At 62.7% G+C, this 16,849-nt stretch carries 18 protein-coding genes; 9 read left to right on the top strand and 9 right to left on the bottom strand.

What is annotated here, in order from left to right; genetic code table 11:
* Positions 1-22 precede the first annotated feature (22 nt).
* Genes NFV80_RS13585 through NFV80_RS13570 form a run of 4 tightly spaced genes read left to right on the top strand, consistent with a single transcriptional unit; the run spans position 23 to position 2,791 of the window.
* Positions 23-1,261, top strand: coding sequence for a M48 family metallopeptidase (locus NFV80_RS13585; RefSeq protein ID WP_295330525.1), 1,239 nt, complete (start codon positions 23-25; stop codon positions 1,259-1,261).
* 28 nt (positions 1,262-1,289) lie between these two features.
* Positions 1,290-1,631: a 4a-hydroxytetrahydrobiopterin dehydratase gene (locus NFV80_RS13580; RefSeq protein ID WP_295330374.1), complete on the top strand. Its 342-nt coding sequence runs from the start codon at positions 1,290-1,292 to the stop codon at positions 1,629-1,631.
* Positions 1,628-2,494 (top strand): ribosome small subunit-dependent GTPase A, encoded by an 867-nt coding sequence (gene rsgA, locus NFV80_RS13575; protein WP_295330372.1) that lies wholly within the window; start codon positions 1,628-1,630, stop codon positions 2,492-2,494. Before NFV80_RS13580 ends, rsgA begins: the two co-directional genes overlap by 4 nt.
* A gap of 18 nt (positions 2,495-2,512) precedes the next feature.
* Positions 2,513-2,791, top strand: a complete 279-nt coding sequence (locus NFV80_RS13570) for a polyhydroxyalkanoic acid system family protein (RefSeq protein WP_295330370.1) — start codon at positions 2,513-2,515, stop codon at positions 2,789-2,791.
* 34 nt (positions 2,792-2,825) lie between these two features.
* On the opposite strand, the gene NFV80_RS13565 is transcribed toward NFV80_RS13570, so the two are convergent.
* Positions 2,826-3,086 carry an acyl-CoA-binding protein gene (locus NFV80_RS13565; protein ID WP_295330368.1) on the bottom strand — a complete coding sequence of 87 codons (261 nt, stop codon included), beginning with the start codon at positions 3,084-3,086 and terminating at the stop codon, positions 2,826-2,828.
* Between the two features lie 178 nt (positions 3,087-3,264).
* On the opposite strand from NFV80_RS13565, the gene NFV80_RS13560 reads away from it, so the two are divergent.
* Positions 3,265-4,722: a wax ester/triacylglycerol synthase family O-acyltransferase gene (locus tag NFV80_RS13560; RefSeq protein ID WP_295330366.1), complete on the top strand. Its 1,458-nt coding sequence runs from the start codon at positions 3,265-3,267 to the stop codon at positions 4,720-4,722.
* A gap of 54 nt (positions 4,723-4,776) precedes the next feature.
* Here NFV80_RS13560 and NFV80_RS13555 read toward each other — a convergent pair whose 3' ends face one another.
* The 4 genes from NFV80_RS13555 to NFV80_RS13540 form a co-directional block, all read right to left on the bottom strand.
* Complete coding sequence (locus NFV80_RS13555) at positions 4,777-5,550, bottom strand: hypothetical protein (protein ID WP_295330364.1); 774 nt, start codon at positions 5,548-5,550, stop codon at positions 4,777-4,779.
* Positions 5,551-5,564: 14 nt separating this feature from the next.
* Positions 5,565-6,242 carry a TetR/AcrR family transcriptional regulator gene (locus NFV80_RS13550; protein WP_295330362.1) on the bottom strand — a complete coding sequence of 226 codons (678 nt, stop codon included), beginning with the start codon at positions 6,240-6,242 and terminating at the stop codon, positions 5,565-5,567.
* A gap of 104 nt (positions 6,243-6,346) precedes the next feature.
* On the bottom strand, positions 6,347-7,558 hold the full coding sequence (locus NFV80_RS13545; RefSeq protein WP_295330360.1) for a patatin-like phospholipase family protein: 1,212 nt from the start codon (positions 7,556-7,558) through the stop codon (positions 6,347-6,349).
* Positions 7,559-7,802: 244 nt separating this feature from the next.
* Complete coding sequence (locus NFV80_RS13540) at positions 7,803-8,357, bottom strand: phasin family protein (protein ID WP_295330358.1); 555 nt, start codon at positions 8,355-8,357, stop codon at positions 7,803-7,805.
* A gap of 176 nt (positions 8,358-8,533) precedes the next feature.
* On the opposite strand from NFV80_RS13540, the gene NFV80_RS13535 reads away from it, so the two are divergent.
* A complete protein-coding gene (locus tag NFV80_RS13535) occupies positions 8,534-10,519 on the top strand; it encodes an SDR family oxidoreductase (RefSeq protein ID WP_295330356.1) in 1,986 nt (661 codons plus the stop codon).
* Positions 10,520-10,532: 13 nt separating this feature from the next.
* Positions 10,533-10,952 carry a ProQ/FinO family protein gene (locus NFV80_RS13530; RefSeq protein ID WP_295330355.1) on the top strand — a complete coding sequence of 140 codons (420 nt, stop codon included), beginning with the start codon at positions 10,533-10,535 and terminating at the stop codon, positions 10,950-10,952.
* Positions 10,953-11,601: 649 nt separating this feature from the next.
* On the opposite strand, the gene NFV80_RS13525 is transcribed toward NFV80_RS13530, so the two are convergent.
* Positions 11,602-12,324, bottom strand: a complete 723-nt coding sequence (locus tag NFV80_RS13525; RefSeq protein WP_295330352.1) for a choice-of-anchor E domain-containing protein — start codon at positions 12,322-12,324, stop codon at positions 11,602-11,604.
* Between the two features lie 404 nt (positions 12,325-12,728).
* Between NFV80_RS13525 and rpsO the strand changes: the two genes are divergently transcribed.
* Together rpsO and pnp are read left to right on the top strand one after the other, a co-directional pair.
* Positions 12,729-12,998 (top strand): 30S ribosomal protein S15, encoded by a 270-nt coding sequence (gene rpsO / locus NFV80_RS13520; RefSeq protein WP_295330350.1) that lies wholly within the window; start codon positions 12,729-12,731, stop codon positions 12,996-12,998.
* A 170-nt stretch (positions 12,999-13,168) separates the two neighbouring features.
* Complete coding sequence (pnp, locus tag NFV80_RS13515; protein ID WP_296758994.1) at positions 13,169-15,283, top strand: polyribonucleotide nucleotidyltransferase; 2,115 nt, start codon at positions 13,169-13,171, stop codon at positions 15,281-15,283.
* A 92-nt stretch (positions 15,284-15,375) separates the two neighbouring features.
* Here pnp and dksA read toward each other — a convergent pair whose 3' ends face one another.
* The 3 genes from dksA to NFV80_RS13500 all read right to left on the bottom strand — a co-directional run.
* Entirely contained in the window at positions 15,376-15,801 is a 426-nt protein-coding gene (gene dksA / locus NFV80_RS13510) for an RNA polymerase-binding protein DksA (protein WP_295330345.1), read from the bottom strand.
* 122 nt (positions 15,802-15,923) lie between these two features.
* Positions 15,924-16,652: a helix-turn-helix transcriptional regulator gene (locus NFV80_RS13505; protein ID WP_295330342.1), complete on the bottom strand. Its 729-nt coding sequence runs from the start codon at positions 16,650-16,652 to the stop codon at positions 15,924-15,926.
* The coding region (locus NFV80_RS13500; protein WP_295330340.1) for a hypothetical protein at positions 16,649-16,849 on the bottom strand (201 nt) is incomplete at its 5' end. The genes NFV80_RS13505 and NFV80_RS13500, both read right to left, overlap by 4 nt.

Below are 16,849 nucleotides of genomic sequence, written 5' to 3'. Positions count from 1 at the left end.
AACCACATTGTGTCACAGCCGCATGCTCAACGCCTTCTCCGTCTCCTTTCTCGTCGCCCTGATCGTGATGTGCGCCCTTCGCCTCTGGCTGGGCCAGCGGCAGATTTCTTGGGTGCTCGCACATCGCGCGGTGGTCCCCGCCGGATTCGCCGACCGCATCAACCTCGACGCCCACAAGAAGGCAGCCGACTATACCGTTGCCCGCACTCGTTTCGGAAGAGCCGCTCTGTTGGTCGAGGTCGCCTTGTTGCTCGCCTTCACTTTCGGTGGCGGCTTGCAGGACTTGCACGAATTCTGGTCTGCCCGCGTGAACGGTCTGCCCTACGGCATTGCGCTGATCTTCAGCGTGATGCTGCTGGCAGCGGTCGCAGACCTGCCCCTCGCTTTCTATCATCAGTTCGTCGTCGAAGCGAAGTTCGGTTTCAACCGCATGACGATCCGACTTTTCGTCGCCGATCTTCTGAAGCAGGCGATACTGGTCGTCGTCATCGGCACACCGGCACTGCTCGCCGTGCTTTGGTTGATGGAGCAGATGGGACCGCTCTGGTGGGTCTACGTCTGGCTCTTCTGGTGCGTCTTCAACTTGCTGATCGTGTTCCTCTATCCGAACTGGATCGCGCCGTTGTTCAATCGTTTTGTCGCGCTCGACGATGAGCGCCTCACGGCACGCGTCGAGCGCCTGCTGGCACGCTGCGGCTTTACCAGTTCAGGCCTTTTCGTGATGGACGGTTCGAAGCGATCCGGCCACGGCAACGCTTACTTTACGGGATTCGGCAAGAGCAAGCGCATCGTTTTCTTCGACACGCTGCTCGCGCGCCTGCAGGCGGCCGAGGTGGAAGCAGTGCTCGCGCACGAACTCGGCCATTTCAAGCACCGCCACGTGCAGAAGCGGATCGCGCTGCTGTTCGCCACCGCACTCTGCTTGCTCGCGGTGGTCGCGCAACTGATCGATTCCTCCTGGTTCTTCAGCGGGCTCGGCGTGCACGCGCAGAACGCCGCACTCGCCCTGATTCTGGTATCCCTTGCCGGACCGGTGTTCAGCTTCCTGCTGACGCCACTGTTGCGGTTCCTGTCCCGGCGCGACGAGTTCGCCGCCGACCGCTATGCGGCAGCCAATGCCTCGGCCAGCGACCTGATTGCGGCGCTGGTCAAACTCTACGAGGATAACGCCGCGACGCTCACGCCGGACCCGCTGCATTCGCTGTTCTACGATTCCCATCCGCCGGCCGCCTTGCGCATCGCCCGCCTGCGGCAGGCATGATTCGACCACAGGAGGCACGATCAGGAGCATGGAGACCGAGCTGGAACTTGCACGAGAGCATTGCCATCCGTTGCGCGGCAGGCAACACCTCCTCCCCCCTTCGCAGGCGCTGGCCCTCCTGGCCCACCTGCCGGGCTGGCAGATCGCCGAACCAGGCGTACTGCACAAGGAATTCACATTCACCGGCTACACGGCTGGCCTGCTGTTCGTAAACACCGTCGCCTGCCTGGCAGAGCGAGAAAACCATCATCCGGACCTCGAGGTGCGTTACGGCCGCGTCAAGGTCAGCTACAGCACGCACGACGTCGGCGGACTTTCGCGCAACGATTTCATCTGTGCCGCGAAGGTCGAAGCACTGACAAGTATTTGAAACTCACGGGCACGGTGGTCGCCGCGCACGGGCGACAGTACCGAATCGAACTGGCCGCCGGCGAAACCCTGCTTTGCGTTCCTCGGGGCAAGAAGAGCGAACTGGTCTGCGGTGACCGGGTGATCGTCGAGCGCACGAGCGCCAGCCAGGGCGTGGTCGCGTCGATCGAGCCACGGCAAACCCTGCTCTATCGTTCGGACCACTGCAAGCAGAAGCTGATCGCTGCGAACGTCACACAGGTCGTCGTCGTCGTTGCTACCGAGCCGGCATTTTCGGACGAGCTGATCACGCGCTGCATCGTTGCCGCCGAGAGTCAGAAAATCGGGATTCTGATCGTGCTCAACAAGTGCGACCTGCGCGAACGGTTGGCCCCGGCCAGCGCTGCCCTCGCCCCATACGAGAAGCTGGGTTACCGGGTCATCACGCTTTGCGCACTCAGTGACGGGGCGCACCTGCGCCCTTATCTGGCCGATCAGATCAGCCTGCTGATCGGCCAATCCGGCATGGGCAAGTCCACCCTGATCAATGCTCTCGTTCCCGGCGCCGGCGCCGCAACGCGGGAAATCTCGCGAACGCTCCATACCGGCAAGCACACCACGACGTACGCCCGCCTCTACCACCCGGACGAGCGCTCTGCACTGATCGACTCCCCCGGCCTGACCGAATTCGGCCTGCACCATCTTTCGGCGGAAGAGATTGCTGGGGCATTTCGCGAACTGCGGCCACTGCTCGGCCACTGCCGCTTTCGTGACTGCCGGCACGATCGGGAGCCCGACTGCCGTGTGCTGGCCGCCGTCCGCCACGGCGACATCGATCCGCGCCGCTACGCGGCGTTCCGCTCACTCTGTGCCGAAATCGGTTAATCTCCAAGGAGCTTTCGCATGAGCGACATCAAGATCCGCCGCCAACATGGCAAGAGTCTCGCCGAAGCGCGCGCTGCCGCCGAACACATGGCCTCCGAACTGGAGGAAGAGTTCGATCTCGACTACGCGTGGGATGGCAACGAGATGCACTTCAGGCGGCCGGGCGTGGTCGGCGAGTTGTCGATCGACGATCGCGAAGTCGCCCTCGACATTCGTCTCGGCTTCCTGCTATTTGCCATCAAGCCAACGATAGAACGTGCGGTCCACCGGTATTTCGACGAAAATTTCCCGATCTGAGCAGGCCTTGCCGGACAGTCCTGGCGGCGCCGACTCAGCCAGCCTGCAGTTTGTCGATCCAGGCAATGTAATTCTGCATCGCGTCGGCGGAAGCAATGCCCTTGACCGACGCCCAGGCGTCGTACTTGGCGCGACCCGCCATATCGCCAAAGCCCGGACGGCGACCTTGTACGTCGCCCTCGCTCGCCTGTTTGTAAAGCGCATACAGTTTCAGCAGGGTGGCGTTGTCGGGGCGCTCCGACAAGGTCTGGGATGCGGCCACGGCGGCCTCGAAGCGGGCTTGCAGTTCACTCACGTAGTTTTCCTCGGGTTGATGATCCCTTGCAGCTGCCTGCTATGATAGCGATCGTCTCGCAACTCTGCCACCGCGGAAACTGCCGCAGCGCAAGGGCAGCGGGTAGAGGGGGCAGTGGACGAATTCCAGGGTCGCGATTGCGGGAGTCTTGCCGACCATTTTCCGGGGAGTGCATGTCATGAGCTGGCGTGAAAGAATTTCCCGCGTCGACACCGCCTGGTTACGCATGGATCGCCCGGAGAACCTCATGCAGATCCTCGGCGTGATGATCTTCAAGGACCGGATCGACCACGAACGAGCGAAGCGCACCATCGCCCAGCGCATCGTCCGTTACCGACGCTTCCACCAGATCGCCACAACCGACGGCAACTGGTGGATCGATGACGACAATTTCGACATCGATGCGCACGTGCGCCACTCGCTTCTGCCTGCTCCCGGTGGCCCGGCCGAACTGCAGAAGTTCGTCGCACAACTGGCCAGCATGCCGCTCGCAGCGGCTCGACCACGTTGGCAATTCCACCTGGTGGACACTGCCGACGGGCGTTCGGCGGCGGTACTCCGGATTCACCATGCGATCGCCGACGGAATTTCGCTGCTCGGCGTCATCGACTGGCTGACCGACGAAGAAAAGGACGCCCCGGAAGCCGGGCGGGCGATCGCACGCAGCGATGCGCAGGCGAGCGATGGTGACGTGCTCCGGAGGTCCTTTGGCGAGCCGCTCGGCAAGCTCATGCTCGCGTCAATCCACTTCGGTGGCCAACTCTGGGGACAGTATCTCGGCCTGCGCAATGACCCGGCGGCGCTGCGCGAGTATGGCCGCGTGGCGGCGACGTGGACCGCGGACATTGGCAAACTCGCCTTGATGCCGGAAGACAGCCCGACCCGCTTCAAGGGGAAGGCCAGTAGCGTGAAGCATGTCGCCTGGTCGCAACCGATCGCACTGGCGGATATCAAGGCAGTCGGCAAGGTCCTCGGCTGCTCGGTGAACGACACCCTGCTGTCCGTAGTGGCCGGCGCCCTGGGCAGCTACCTAGTTGCGAAGGGCGACCCGGTAGTGAGCGATACCCAGATTCGCGCGATGGTTCCAGTCAATCTGCGCGCGCCCGACGACGTCGACGATCTCGGCAACCGCTTCGGTCTGGTTGCGCTCGACCTGCCGATCGGCATCGAAAACCCCCTCGCCCGGCTGTATGCGACGCGCGCCCGGATGGCTGCGCTGAAAGGCTCGTACCAGGCGATGGTGACCTTCGCCCTGCTCGGGGCTGCCGGCATGGCGCCAAAGTTCGTCCAGGACCAGATGCTCGACCTGCTGACCAGCAAGGCGACGGCGGTAATCACCAATGTGCCGGGACCACCGCAGGCGCGCTGCTTCGCCGGCAGCGAGATCGACCAGGAACTGGTCTGGGTGCCGCAGACCGGTGACATCGGTATGGGGGTCAGCATTCTCTCTTACAACGGCCGCGTGCAACTTGGACTGATCACCGACGCGAACATGGTCGACGATCCCGAACGAATCGTCGATCGCTTCGCGGGCGAGTTCGAAAAGCTCGTCTGGTTGCTGCTCCTCGAGCCGTGGGAGCGACTGGCAGATCCGGCTGCAGTGGAGCAGGACCTGACAGCACTCGTCACTGGCTGATTGCGGCACGCAAGCGGCCACCAGGCCGACACGCCATCCCCGTCCGGCGATGGCTCAGTCCGCCAGTTCGGCCTTGGCCGCTTCGACGTCGAGGCGTTCCATCGCGTCCATCGGCGTGCAGACCGCGGCTTCCCGATAGAGGCGCTCAGCGTCCTTCAGCTTCGCCTTGCCGTACATCAGGACCAGGGCGTTGGCATACTCGATGCGCGTGATCGCCGAGTCGGGGTTCCTGTCGAGCGCGTCTTCGAGCAGTTCCTTGCCGGTTTCCTTTTTTACGCCATAGGTGATTCCGCCGACCAGCGCGCCAACCTTGTCGATGACCTCGGCATGATAGGCGCCGAGTGCGATACGCGCGTCGGCGTGACCGGGCTCGAGCTGCAGCGCCTGCATCAGGCTGTGCTTGATCTTCCCGCCTAGACCCTCGGCCAGCGCCTTGACCACCGAGATGCTCTGGCTGTAGCGGCCGAGCGCAAACGCGTGGAGATACCAGCCGTTGACATCATCCGGCGCCTTCTTCTGCTGTTCCTCGCAGCGTTGCGCCGCTTCGAGCAGCAGGCTGCGCTTCTGCCCATCGTCGCTCTCGAGGTAACTGGCATAGACCGTGGCCGCCTTGTTGGCGACGTTGTAGCCGGCGATGCCGCAGGCGAGCCCGGCCTCGACGGCCTCTCCGAAGTCACCTGCGTGATACCTCCGCCAAGCGTCCTGCACCTTGGCGTCTGCAGGAAAAGGCTCGCAGTCGCCACGATGCAGCCGTGCCCAGTTCGCTTCCAGCGCCGCGCCGGCATAATCGTACGCCTTGTCAGGATAAGGAAACTTTTTCCAAGCCATTGCTCGTTCTCCATTTATTGTGAGACCGTGGGGTGCCCACCGCGCTGGGCGCCGAGATACGCCGTCGATAGTCTGGCCAGCAGGCTTTTCGATTCACCCAACAGAAACGGTGAAACCATCGCCATCACCTGATACACCCCACGCCCGATTCGATCGCTCTCCAACTTGCCGCGCGGGTCACAGGCGTATTCGAAGGACAGCCAGTAGGTGGCAATCACCGCCATGTTGGTCGCCAAGACACGCAATTCCTCGTTGCTCGCGCGCATCGCCCCGGCCATCACCAGGCCCTCGCACAAGGTGGTCGCCGTCCGCACCTTGTGCGCCAGGATCTGTTTGAAATGGATTTCGAGCACGCGATTGCGGGTCAGCAGATCGTTCAGATCACGGTAGAAAAAGCGATATTTCCAGATCGTCTCGAAGAGAAGATGGAGAAACAGCCAGATGTCTTCCACGTCTGCCGGCCGGCGCGTCGGCGCGGCCAGCGTTTCCTCGATTTCCCGTTCGAAGACGGCAAAGATCGATTCGAGAATCTCGTCCTTGTTATGGAAGTGGTAGTAGAGGTTGCCGGGGCTGATGTTCATTTCGTCCGAGATGACCGTGGTGGTCACATTCGGCTCGCCAAAGTCGTTGAAAAGCTGCAGGCTCGTCTCGAGAATACGCTCGCGTGTCCGTCGCTTCGCTTTCTTTTCCATCCATTGTCCGCCGTGACCTAGTCCGAACGGCGAGGATAACACCGCCATTGCCGGCGCGGAAATCCCTTCCGCACGCCAGCGCGGAGGTACGGCGCCCGCGCGTATCAGGCCTTCCGCGCCTGCAGCCAGACGTCGAGATCGGACAGCGCCGCGTCGAGCGCACTGGTACTCGTTGCCAGATCCGGCCGCCGCTTGCGCGACAGAAGCGAACGGCTGTGGTCCTTGAGCACACCGAGATCGAGTTCGATGCCATGGCGAGCAAAGATTGGCCGCAGCTCGTGGCGTCGCCGATACAGGTCGCTGCGCGTGCGCTGGTAGGCATGTTCGCACAGGCGACTGCGGCCACGGTAGCTGAAAACATTGGTGAAAAACATGTCCGCATCGTCGCGCGTCGGCTCGAACAGAACCACATCCCTGCCCTCGAACTCGTGCCGGTAGCGGTCCATGCCGGTACGCATGCGCGAGTGGATGATCGCGCGAAAGGTCTGCGAGAGGACGACCGGCAGACCGCCTTCAACCAGGTGCGAGGGTGCCGGTGTCGCGTGCGGCGGCCGCTGGGCGGCCAGCCGCGAGTCGAATGGCACCAGCGGGTTGATGCAGATCAGCAGTTCGGCGCCTTCCTGCAGCGCAACCGAAGCGTGCAGGGTCTTGATCAGAGCGCCATCGACGAAGTACCGGTCGCCGATTCTCACCGGAGGAAACAGCCCGGGCAAGGCCGCGCTGGCCTGCACCGCGACCGAAATGGGCACTTCGTCGTGCCCCTCGGACCCAAACGCGACCGACTCTCCCGTGTCCAGGTCGGTTGCGACGATGAACAGCCGGTGTTCGAGCTGACGAAAATCGTTGGTCCGTCCACCGGTCGAAAAGAGCCTGCGCAACAGTCGATCGATACCCGCCCCATTGAAAATGCCCGCCGGCAAGGCGTGACTGAGCCCCTGAAACGACTCCACCAGACTGAGGTGCCAAGGGTCGGACAGATACTGTCGCAGCGACGACCAGAACAACAGCGGTACCGCGAGCGCCCGCTGCAGATACTCGGCAAACGCCGGACGCAGCAACATCTCCGGATCGAATACCTCGTCGGTGTCATCTTCCACCAGCATGCGGGCCAGCTTGGCCGGCCCCAGGCCATTGGCCACGGCGGCCGACATGAAAGCCCCGGAACTGACCCCGACATAGACATCCAGGGTGGTCAGGTCGATTCCCTTGAGCGCCTCCGCCAGAGCCGCAAGCGCGCCCACTTCATAGATTCCCCCGACCGGCCCACCTCCGGCGAGCGCCAGCCCGATTTTCGACCCTTTGCTTGTGGCCACCATTCAGTGCCCCCCTCTCCTCGACGAGCGTCGCTCCGCCAGCAGCGAAGGCGGCTTGCCAGTGCCCCGCTTGCGAGCGCCTGCTCCTGGGCGCCAGCGCTGGTCAAGCCCGAAAGCCACCGCCGGCGGAGAATCCACGCACCCTCCGACGGCGCTTTCGCGCCCGCTGCGGGTGGCGTTCACCATGCTTCGGCCGCCCGCGGTGCCCGACCCGGGCAAGCACTTCGCAACCCGAGCCGGCGCAGGCTTACTCGGCGGTCTGCTGTGGCAGGGTGCTCAGGACATCGGCCGGAGTCACCGGCGGAGCCTTTTTCGCCGCGGCAGTCCGGCGCACGGCGGGTTTGGCCGACACCGGCTCGTCCGCCAGGGAAGTTTCCTCGGCCGCCGGCTTGGTCGCCTTGGCCACGACCCTGGGAACCGCCTTGCCTTCGGTCAGTGCCTGCACTGCCGCGCTCAGATCGACGACCCGCTTCGACAAGCGATCGATGTCCTGCTTGCTGGGAACTCCGAGGCTGCCCAGCGCACGCGCAACGCGGTCCTCGAAAACCTGCTCAAGACGATCCCACGTCCCGGCCGCCTTGCCGGCAACCTGCGCGATTCGCTCGTCGGTCATCTTGCGCGTCTTCGCCTGAATGCTCTCGCCTTCGCGGACCAGCGCGTCGAACACTTTGCCTCCTTCTTCCTGCGCCTTGGCAAAAGCGCCGAGTCCGGCCAGCCAGATCTGCTGTGCCGACTCCTTGACCGTTGCTGCGAGCTGATTCTCTGTTACGCTGCCGGCCAATTCCTTGAGTTTCCTGCCCATCTTCATCTCCTTGAAGGTCAAATCGAGAGGTCAACAAGTTTTTTGCTTGCCCTGAACACGTAGTCTAGTGACAATATCTAGAGGGCGCACACTAAAGACCCGACGCACGCGGTCCAGCCGCAACGACCCGAACAGGCGCGAATCGAGGAGAGAGCAATGAAATTCAGGAGGCAAGGATGAATTATTTCGTCACCGGTGCGACCGGCTTCATCGGCAAGAGGCTGGTTGCCAAGCTGCTGGGCCGCCCCGGAGCCACCGTCTATTTTCTGACGCGCGCCGTCGAACTGCCGAGACTGCAGGAACTCTACGACTACTGGGGCTGTCGCGAAGACCGCGTCATTCCGATCGTCGGTGACCTCACCCAGCCCAGACTGGGAGTCGCAAATGCGGACATCGACCGTCTCAAGGGAAAGATCGACCACTTCTTTCACCTCGCCGCGATCTATGACCTCAAGGCCAGCGCCGAAGACCAGCAGCGTGCCAACGTAGACGGTACGCGCAACACCGTGCGTCTGGCCGAGGAGATCGGTACCCGCCACTTCCACCTGGTCAGTTCGATTGCCGCGGCCGGCTTGTTCGAAGGTCTGTTCCGCGAGGACATGTTCGAAGAAGCGGAAAATCTCGAAAATCCGTACTTTCGCACCAAGCATGATTCGGAAGGCATCGTGCGCCGGGAGTGTACGATTCCCTGGCGGGTCTTCCGTCCGGCAATTGTCGTCGGTGACTCGCGCACCGGCGAAATGGACAAGATCGACGGACCCTACTATTTCTTCAAGCTCATCCAGAAGATGCGCCGCATGTTCCCGTCCTGGATGCCGACGATCGGCATCGAGGGTGGGCGGATCAACGTCGTACCGGTCGACTTCGTCGTCGCCGCGATGGATCACATCGCTCACCTCGAAGGGCAGGATGGCCAGTGCTTCCATCTGACCGATCCAGCACCTATGCGCGTTGGCGACCTGCTCAACACTTTCGCGCGCGCGGCGCACGCACCGGAAATGGCGATGCGCATCAACGCAGCGCTGCTGGGCTTCATCCCGAAATCGGTGCGCAAGGCGATGTTCGCCCTGACTCCGGTCCGCCGCATCCGTACGGCGATCATGAAGGACCTCGGTCTGCCCGATGACGTGCTCGATTTCATCAATTACCCGACCCGTTTCGACTGCCGCGAGACGCTGCGTGCGCTCAAAGGCACCGGCATCGCCGTGCCACCGCTCGACAGCTACGCCTGGCGCCTCTGGGACTACTGGGAGCGCCATCTCGACCCCGACCTGTTCATCGATCGCACGCTGCGTGGCCAGGTCGAGGGCAAGGTGGTACTGGTCACTGGTGGCTCGTCGGGCATCGGCAAGGCAACCATCCGCAAGATGGCCGAAGCCGGTGCCGTCGCCGTCACCATCGCACGTGACGCGCACGCGCTCGACGAAGTCCGCCGGGAGTTCGAAGCCGACGGTCTGCGCCTGATCACGCACGCGGTCGACGTGGCGAATCCCGAGCAATGCGCTGCCTTCGTCCGCTTCATGACCGAGGAACATGGCGGGGTCGACATCCTGGTCAACAACGCCGGGCGCTCGATTCGCCGCGGAATCGAGAGCTCGTTTGATCGCTTCCACGATTTCGAACGAACGATGGAGGTCAACTATTTCGGGGCACTCCGGCTGACCATGGGCTTCCTGCCAGCGATGATCGCCAAACGCAAGGGCCACGTCATCAACATTTCGTCGATCGGCGTCCTCACCAACGCCCCGCGCTTCTCCGCCTATGTCGCTTCGAAGGCGGCGATGGACGCATGGGCACGCTGCGCGGCATCCGAGTTTGCCGACCGCGGCATCGAGTTCACGACCATCAACATGCCTCTGGTGAGAACGCCGATGATTGCGCCGACCAAGCTTTACGATCAGGTTCCGACGCTGTCACCCGACGAGGCCGCCGATCTGGTGGTGGAAGCGATCATCCACAAACCGGTGCGCATCGCCACTCGCCTCGGAATCTTTGGCGCGCTGCTGCATTCGCTGATGCCGAAGGTGGCGCAAATCACCATGAACACTTCCTTCCGCATGTTCCCCGATTCCAGCGCGGCCGCCGGCAAACCCGCCGAAGGCGCCGCGCAAACGGCTGACCAGGTTGCTTTTTCGCAGATCATGCGCGGCATCCACTTCTGAAGCCCCCGGCTGCATGAACACGCCCACGCCAGCCGCCAATCCGGCCAATCACGCCCGGCAACTGCTGAAGGAACTGCAGGAGAAGTTCCCGGTGTTCCGCGACTGCCTGCCGCTGGCCATCGGCGTCGACAGGCAACTCCTGGCGCGTCTGCCGACCGTCGATCGCAAGGTGCTGCGCATTGCTCTCGGATTGCATACGCACTCGACCCGCTACCTGAAGGCCATGGGCAAGGCAACTCGGCGCGTCGATCTCGACGGGCAGCCTGGTGAAGAAATTCCCGAGACACACCGCAGCCATGCCGCCGAACTGCTCGCGGAAAGACTCCGCAAGCAGGCAGAGCAGCGCAGGATGCAGCGTGAAGAGGAGGCTCGGGCTCGCCAGCACGCCGAAAAGCTCGATCGGCTCGTCGAAAAATTTGCTCGCAATCGCTGAGTTCTGGCGCGGGCCCAACGGCGACAGGCGAACTCGCCGGCGCCGCTGCGACAGCCAGGCTGCGGGCTGCACGAAAAGCATCGACAACGGAGCCCCCCCGAGGTAGGTGACCGCTTTGCCCGACATGCCGCCGACGAACTGGCAATGTCGGTAGCCACGCCAGATTGCCTGAGTCGCGGATTTGCGCATCGAGCACTGGCTTACGGAGCCGTGAGCGAGAAGCCGAGCTGACACGGCAGCTGGCGCACCCACTGCCGGTTTCGAGCGAAGGATAGGTAAGGTTGCCCTTCGCCTGCTTGCAACGCACTACCGAGTAACGCGCCTCCTCGTGGCTCACCTCCTGCTGATCAGGGCACTCACCCTCGCTGGCAAACCGGGCAAGGAATGTGCAAACTCGGTCGCCCCTCAGAAGCCGATGAGCCTTGGTGCCCCGGTCGACCTCCCGAAAACATGGCAAGAAACCGCTCGTCCGTGATCGTCTTCACGGCAAGTGCCGAAAAATGGGAAGACAATATTTTTCGAATAGTGGCGAGAGGCAAGCACGCGAGCCGAGTGCACCGCAGCGAACACACTCGGCGAAGGAAAAGAGGGAGCAAAAAAAAAGCCCGGCAATGCCGGGCGAGTGTTCTACGAAACGAAAGGATCGGAATCAGGCCTTGCGACGGCGAGAGACACCGGCACCGGCCAGCGCGAGTCCGAGGAGAGCGAGCGAGGCGGGCTCAGGTACCTTTTGCTCATCATAGGTATAGACGATCCTGGCGCCGCAGCCCGCCGCGGTGTCTTGCGTCGTGTCGATGTTGCCGCCACCGCCCTGTACCGCCAAGCCCGAGAGCGAATTGCAGGTCAGGGTGAAGTTGCCGCCGCCGGCTGCTTCCATGGAGGCAAGAATCGAAGCCAGGTCGTCGACGACACTGGCGTTCTTGTTGGAGGGACCGAAGCTCTTCGTCTCACCCGAAGCATACGACTGCGGACCGGAACTCAGCGAAAGGAAAACGTCGGTGCCGCTGACAATCGCGCTCAGGGCGGCGATGCTGCTGCTCCAGAAAAGATCGGTGGAACTGGTGATGTTGGCAGTCTGCGCCTGCGCCGCGGAGTTGGTCCCCGTGAACGCGAATCTGGCTGCACCCTGGAGTTCGAGCGAGGCACCGGTCAGGGTTCCGAGAGTCGAATCAAACAGACCGAGCGTACCCGTCTGCGTGATTTCGGTGGTCGATACCGGATTGCTGAAGTTGTAGCTGATCGTGCTTGCTTGCGCGCCGGCAGCAGCAAAGAGTGCGGCTAGGGCAATGATGGATTTCTTCATAATTAGTACCTTTCTTTCACTCTGGATTAATTTAGATGACGGATCCAGGCACCCGAGCCCGACGTCCATGCGTATATAGCAAATTCCGTGCCAAATTTGGCATTTGAGAACAAGCCATTGTTATCTTTGACCTATTCAGTGGTCACCCGAACTGTCGGCAAAGCGTGGTGTAAAGAATGTCGACACGTGAGGGAAGTTAACAAGCGACCAGCCTGTTGCACCTCACGAGGCGCCACGAGCAGGTGAAAGATCCCAGTGCCCTCATTATAGGTCGCCCGGCACTCCAGGCGATGCCGTCGCCCCTCTCCTGCTCATGCGCACCGCGATGCTCGCACGCGATCGCGGACTTGTCGCCAGACTTGCCGGCCGGTAGAATCCCGGGTTCGCTTCGCCAAGCGAATAAACACGTTCATCCATCTGGCGTTGGCTCTATCAAACCGGGGCTGCGCCGTTCCCGAGAAAGAGAGTTTGACATGGCGATCAACGTTGCGCAGAAGGCGCAAATCATGGCTGATTACCAGCGTGCGGCCGGCGACACCGGTTCTTCCGAAGTCCAGGTGGCGCTTCTGACCGCACGAATCAATGACCTGACCGGTCATTTCAAGGAGCACAAGAAGGACAATCACTCGCGACGCGGCCTGCTGCGCATGGTCAGCCGCCGCCGCAAGCTGCTGGACTATTTGAAGCGCACCAATGTCGACTCGTACCGCAATCTGATTCAGCGTCTCGGCTTGCGCAAATAGCCCCGGGTGCCGGGCCCGTCCTGCGGTCGGCGCGACGGGCGAATTGACGAGCCGTCAGCGGCCAGTCCTTTGCGGGCTGCGCCGCTGTTTGTGTTTTTTGCCGTACGGGCGCACTGGTCGTCTGCCGGGATCGTGGGCAGGCACGCGCCGGACTTTCGAGAAAGGGAACAATGTTTACTATCGCCAAGAAGAGCTTCGCCTACGGAGCGCATCGGGTCACCCTGGAAACGGGCGAAATCGCCCGTCAGGCCAGCGGGGCTGTGCTCGTCACGATGGACGACACGGTCGTGCTGGTCACCGTAGTCGGCAACCGGACCGCAAAACCGGGACAGGAATTCTTTCCGCTGACCGTCGACTACATCGAGAAGACCTACGCTGCGGGAAAGATTCCCGGGGGATTCTTCAAGCGCGAGGGACGCCCATCGGAAAAGGAAACCCTGACCTCCCGCCTGATCGACCGTCCGCTGCGCCCGCTCTTCCCGGAGGGCTTCTACCATGAAGTCCAGATCGTGGCGATGGTGATGTCGCTGAATCCGGAAATCGATCCCGACATCCCGGCGATGATCGGTGCGTCGGCTGCCCTGGCCATTTCCGGTATCCCCTTCGATGGACCGATCGGCGCCGCTCGCGTCGGTTATCTCGACGGTCAGTACGTGCTCAATCCGGGCGCCAGCCAACTCGCCCAGAGCCAGCTCGATCTGGTCGTCGCCGGCACCCAGGCGGCGGTGCTGATGGTCGAGTCGGAGGCGCGGGAACTGCCCGAAGAAGTGATGCTCGGTGCCGTGGTCTACGGACACCAGCAGATGCAGACGGCGATCGACGCGATCAACGAACTCGTCGATGCGGCCGGCAAGCCGGAGTGGGACTGGGCGCCGGCCGCAAGAAACCAGGCGGTGCACGACAAGGTCAATCGGCTGGTCGAGGCCGAACTCCAGGAAGCGTACCGGATCACCAGCAAGCAGCTGCGTACCCAGAGAATCAAGGAAATCACCGCCTACGCGGTGGAAGCCATGAGCGCCGACGACGACGCTCCGGACGCCAACGCCGTCCGCACCATGGTCTCGGATGCCGAATCCCGCATCGTGCGCGGCCGCATCCTCGCCGGCGAGCCGCGCATCGACGGCCGCGACACCCGTACCGTTCGACCGATCGCGATCCGCTCGGGCGTGCTGCCGCGTGCACATGGTTCGTCGCTGTTCACGCGCGGCGAGACGCAGGCAATCGTCGTCGCCACTCTGGGTACCGGCCGCGACGAGCAGATCATCGACGCGCTCGGCGGCGAGTACCGCGAACGTTTCATGCTGCATTACAACTTCCCGCCCTACGCCACGGGGGAGTGCGGCCGCGTCGGCACCCCCAAGCGCCGCGAGATCGGCCACGGTCGCCTGGCCAAGCGCGCCCTGCTCGGCGTTCTGCCCTCGGTAGAAGACTTCTCCTACACGATTCGCGTCGTATCCGAGATCACCGAATCGAACGGATCGAGTTCGATGGCCAGCGTCTGCGGCGCTTCGCTGGCTCTGATGGACGCCGGCGTACCGCTCAAGGCGCACGTCGCCGGAATTGCCATGGGTCTGATCAAGGAAGGCAACCGCTTTGCGGTACTGACCGACATCCTCGGCGACGAGGATCATCTCGGCGACATGGACTTCAAGGTGGCCGGCACTGAAAACGGCGTCACTGCGCTCCAGATGGACATCAAGATCCAGGGAATCACCAAGGAGATCATGCAGGTCGCCCTGACCCAAGCCGGCGAAGCGCGCCGGCACATCCTCGCGCAGATGCAGAACTCGATGTCCGGCCACCGCGAGGAAGTCTCCAGCTACGCGCCACGCCTGTACACCATGAAAATCAATCCGGAGAAGATCCGTGACGTGATCGGCAAGGGCGGCGCCGTGATCCGCGCCATCACCGAGGAAACCGGCACGACCATCGACATCAAGGATGACGGGACGATCACCATTGCCTCCGTCAGCGGTGATGCTGCCGATGCCGCCAAAGCCCGGATCGAGTCGATCACCGCCGATGTCGAAGTCGGCAAGGTGTACGACGGCACCGTCCTCAAGCTGCTCGACTTCGGCGCCATCGTCAGCATCCTGCCGGGACGCGACGGTCTGCTGCACATTTCGCAGATCGCCAACGAACGCGTCAACGCCGTTGCCGACTATCTCAAGGAGGGCCAGAAAGTGCGTGTGAAGGTGCTCGAAGCCGACGAGAAAGGCCGTGTCCGGCTGTCGATGAAAGCCCTCACCGCCGAGGAAGGCGGCGCCGCTGCGGTGCAGTCGTAACAAGCGGAACGGACGAAGCAAAAAGGACGCCACCGGCGTCCTTTTTTTGCTGTCGCAGCACAAGCCGGGAAGCAACTCGGAGACGTCCCTGCCTACTTGGCGATCTGCTTCTCGCGCACTTCTTCGAGCGTCTTGCAGTCGATGCACAGGGTCGCCGTCGGTCTCGCCTCCAGCCGCTTGATGCCGATCTCGACGCCGCAGGCTGCGCAATAGCCATAGTCTCCGCTGTCGATACGATCGATCGTTTCCTCGATCTTTTTCACCAGTTTGCGCTCGCGGTCGCGGTTGCGCAGTTCGATCGCGATGTCGGTCTCCTGGCTGGCCCGGTCGTTGGGATCGGCGAAGACCGTCGCCTCGTCCTTCATGGTATGCACCGTGCGCTCGATGTCTTCCATCAACTGCTGCTTGAGCGCTTCGAGGATGCCACGAAAATGAGCCAGCTGCGCGCTGTTCATGAACTCCTCGCCAGGTTGCAGTGCGTAGGGAGTGAAATGCTTGTGAAGCAATTCGTCAGCCATGTTCGAAGACCCTGTTCCGGTTTACAAAAGATCAATAGTTTAATATCAAAAATCGCTTTCGTGGCAACTGACGCACGAGCACACAATGGTCTAGCGCTTCCCCACGGCCGCAACCCACCCGCTCACTCCTCGCCAGCGCGCTTCGCCAGGTGTCGCGCACGCAGCGCCATCGCCATCTCGAAAGCGGCCTGGGTGAAACTCGCAATCTCCGCGAACTCCTCGTCGTTCAACGTGCGGGCATCGTCGTTGCTGCGATAGATGTTGACGAACTGGTGTTCGCGTACCGTCTGCAGCACCAGTTTGCCCACACCTAGGGCTTCGAGGCTTTTCCACAGCTCGGGATTGGTGCTGCGGGTAAAGCGCATGACGAAGCCGACCGGATCATTGCGTCCGAAGACCGCCGCCAGGCGCAGGATCAGTTCGAACGACAGAGCAAGGCGGCCTGTCTCGATCGCCTCGAGCAATGAGGGATCCTTGAGGTCGAGCGCTGCACCGACCTCGGCGATGGTCATCCCGGCCTTCTCGCGCATCGCCCGGATGGCCGCACCGGCCTTGCTCCAGCCGGCGGCTTCGCCGACGCCGGGCAGCACCGCCTTGACGACTTCGCTGGCCGCATCGATCGGGTGCCCACCCTGCAGTGCGCGGCCCACCTTACCCGCCGTTTCGAGCGCACGGCCGGCGACCATCGTTGCCGAACTGAGGTCCAGCAACCTGCCGGCCATTGCGCGCACCTGCTCGACCACACCGCTCTCCTCCGGCTGTGCAGCGACATTCCTGCTTGCGGCCACCGGCTTCCTGGCGACCCGCCCGGCAGCCGAAGGCCTGCGCTTTTCCGATGGCGAAGAACTCATCGATCCCCCTCTGTGTATTCGTCCCGGCTGGCAAAGTCCCGCGGCGTCCGGCATTCGCCGGCGTACGGCAGCGGATCGCCGACGCGCGGCAAACCGACATCCTGTTTCAGTATATACACCGACATGGAATATCGCCTCCCGGCTACATCGGCTTCCCCGGCGGCGCCGGCGGCGACTTGCGCTCCGGGCGTACCGCA

Origin of the sequence: Accumulibacter sp., assembly GCF_023806565.1 — a bacterium.
Classification (GTDB): Bacteria; Pseudomonadota; Gammaproteobacteria; order Burkholderiales; family Rhodocyclaceae; genus Accumulibacter.
The sequence above is the reverse complement of the archived record's forward strand: the minus strand, read 5'-3'. Positions and strand labels throughout refer to the sequence as shown.

Bases quoted from the DNA above. Each gene is read 5' to 3' on its own strand.
- NFV80_RS13585 (WP_295330525.1), top strand. From the start codon at position 23: ATGCTCAACGCCTTCTCCGTCTCCTTTCTCGTCGCCCTGATCGTGATG.
- NFV80_RS13580 (WP_295330374.1), top strand. From the start codon at position 1,290: ATGGAGACCGAGCTGGAACTTGCACGAGAGCATTGCCATCCGTTGCGC.
- NFV80_RS13570 (WP_295330370.1), top strand. From the start codon at position 2,513: ATGAGCGACATCAAGATCCGCCGCCAACATGGCAAGAGTCTCGCCGAA.
- NFV80_RS13560 (WP_295330366.1), top strand. From the start codon at position 3,265: ATGAGCTGGCGTGAAAGAATTTCCCGCGTCGACACCGCCTGGTTACGC.
- NFV80_RS13555 (WP_295330364.1), bottom strand. From the start codon at position 5,550: ATGGCTTGGAAAAAGTTTCCTTATCCTGACAAGGCGTACGATTATGCC.
- NFV80_RS13550 (WP_295330362.1), bottom strand. From the start codon at position 6,242: ATGGAAAAGAAAGCGAAGCGACGGACACGCGAGCGTATTCTCGAGACG.
- NFV80_RS13545 (WP_295330360.1), bottom strand. From the start codon at position 7,558: ATGGTGGCCACAAGCAAAGGGTCGAAAATCGGGCTGGCGCTCGCCGGA.
- NFV80_RS13540 (WP_295330358.1), bottom strand. From the start codon at position 8,357: ATGGGCAGGAAACTCAAGGAATTGGCCGGCAGCGTAACAGAGAATCAG.
- NFV80_RS13535 (WP_295330356.1), top strand. From the start codon at position 8,534: ATGAATTATTTCGTCACCGGTGCGACCGGCTTCATCGGCAAGAGGCTG.
- NFV80_RS13530 (WP_295330355.1), top strand. From the start codon at position 10,533: ATGAACACGCCCACGCCAGCCGCCAATCCGGCCAATCACGCCCGGCAA.
- NFV80_RS13525 (WP_295330352.1), bottom strand. From the start codon at position 12,324: ATGGACGTCGGGCTCGGGTGCCTGGATCCGTCATCTAAATTAATCCAG.
- rpsO (WP_295330350.1), top strand. From the start codon at position 12,729: ATGGCGATCAACGTTGCGCAGAAGGCGCAAATCATGGCTGATTACCAG.
- pnp (WP_296758994.1), top strand. From the start codon at position 13,169: ATGTTTACTATCGCCAAGAAGAGCTTCGCCTACGGAGCGCATCGGGTC.
- dksA (WP_295330345.1), bottom strand. From the start codon at position 15,801: ATGGCTGACGAATTGCTTCACAAGCATTTCACTCCCTACGCACTGCAA.
- NFV80_RS13505 (WP_295330342.1), bottom strand. From the start codon at position 16,652: ATGAGTTCTTCGCCATCGGAAAAGCGCAGGCCTTCGGCTGCCGGGCGG.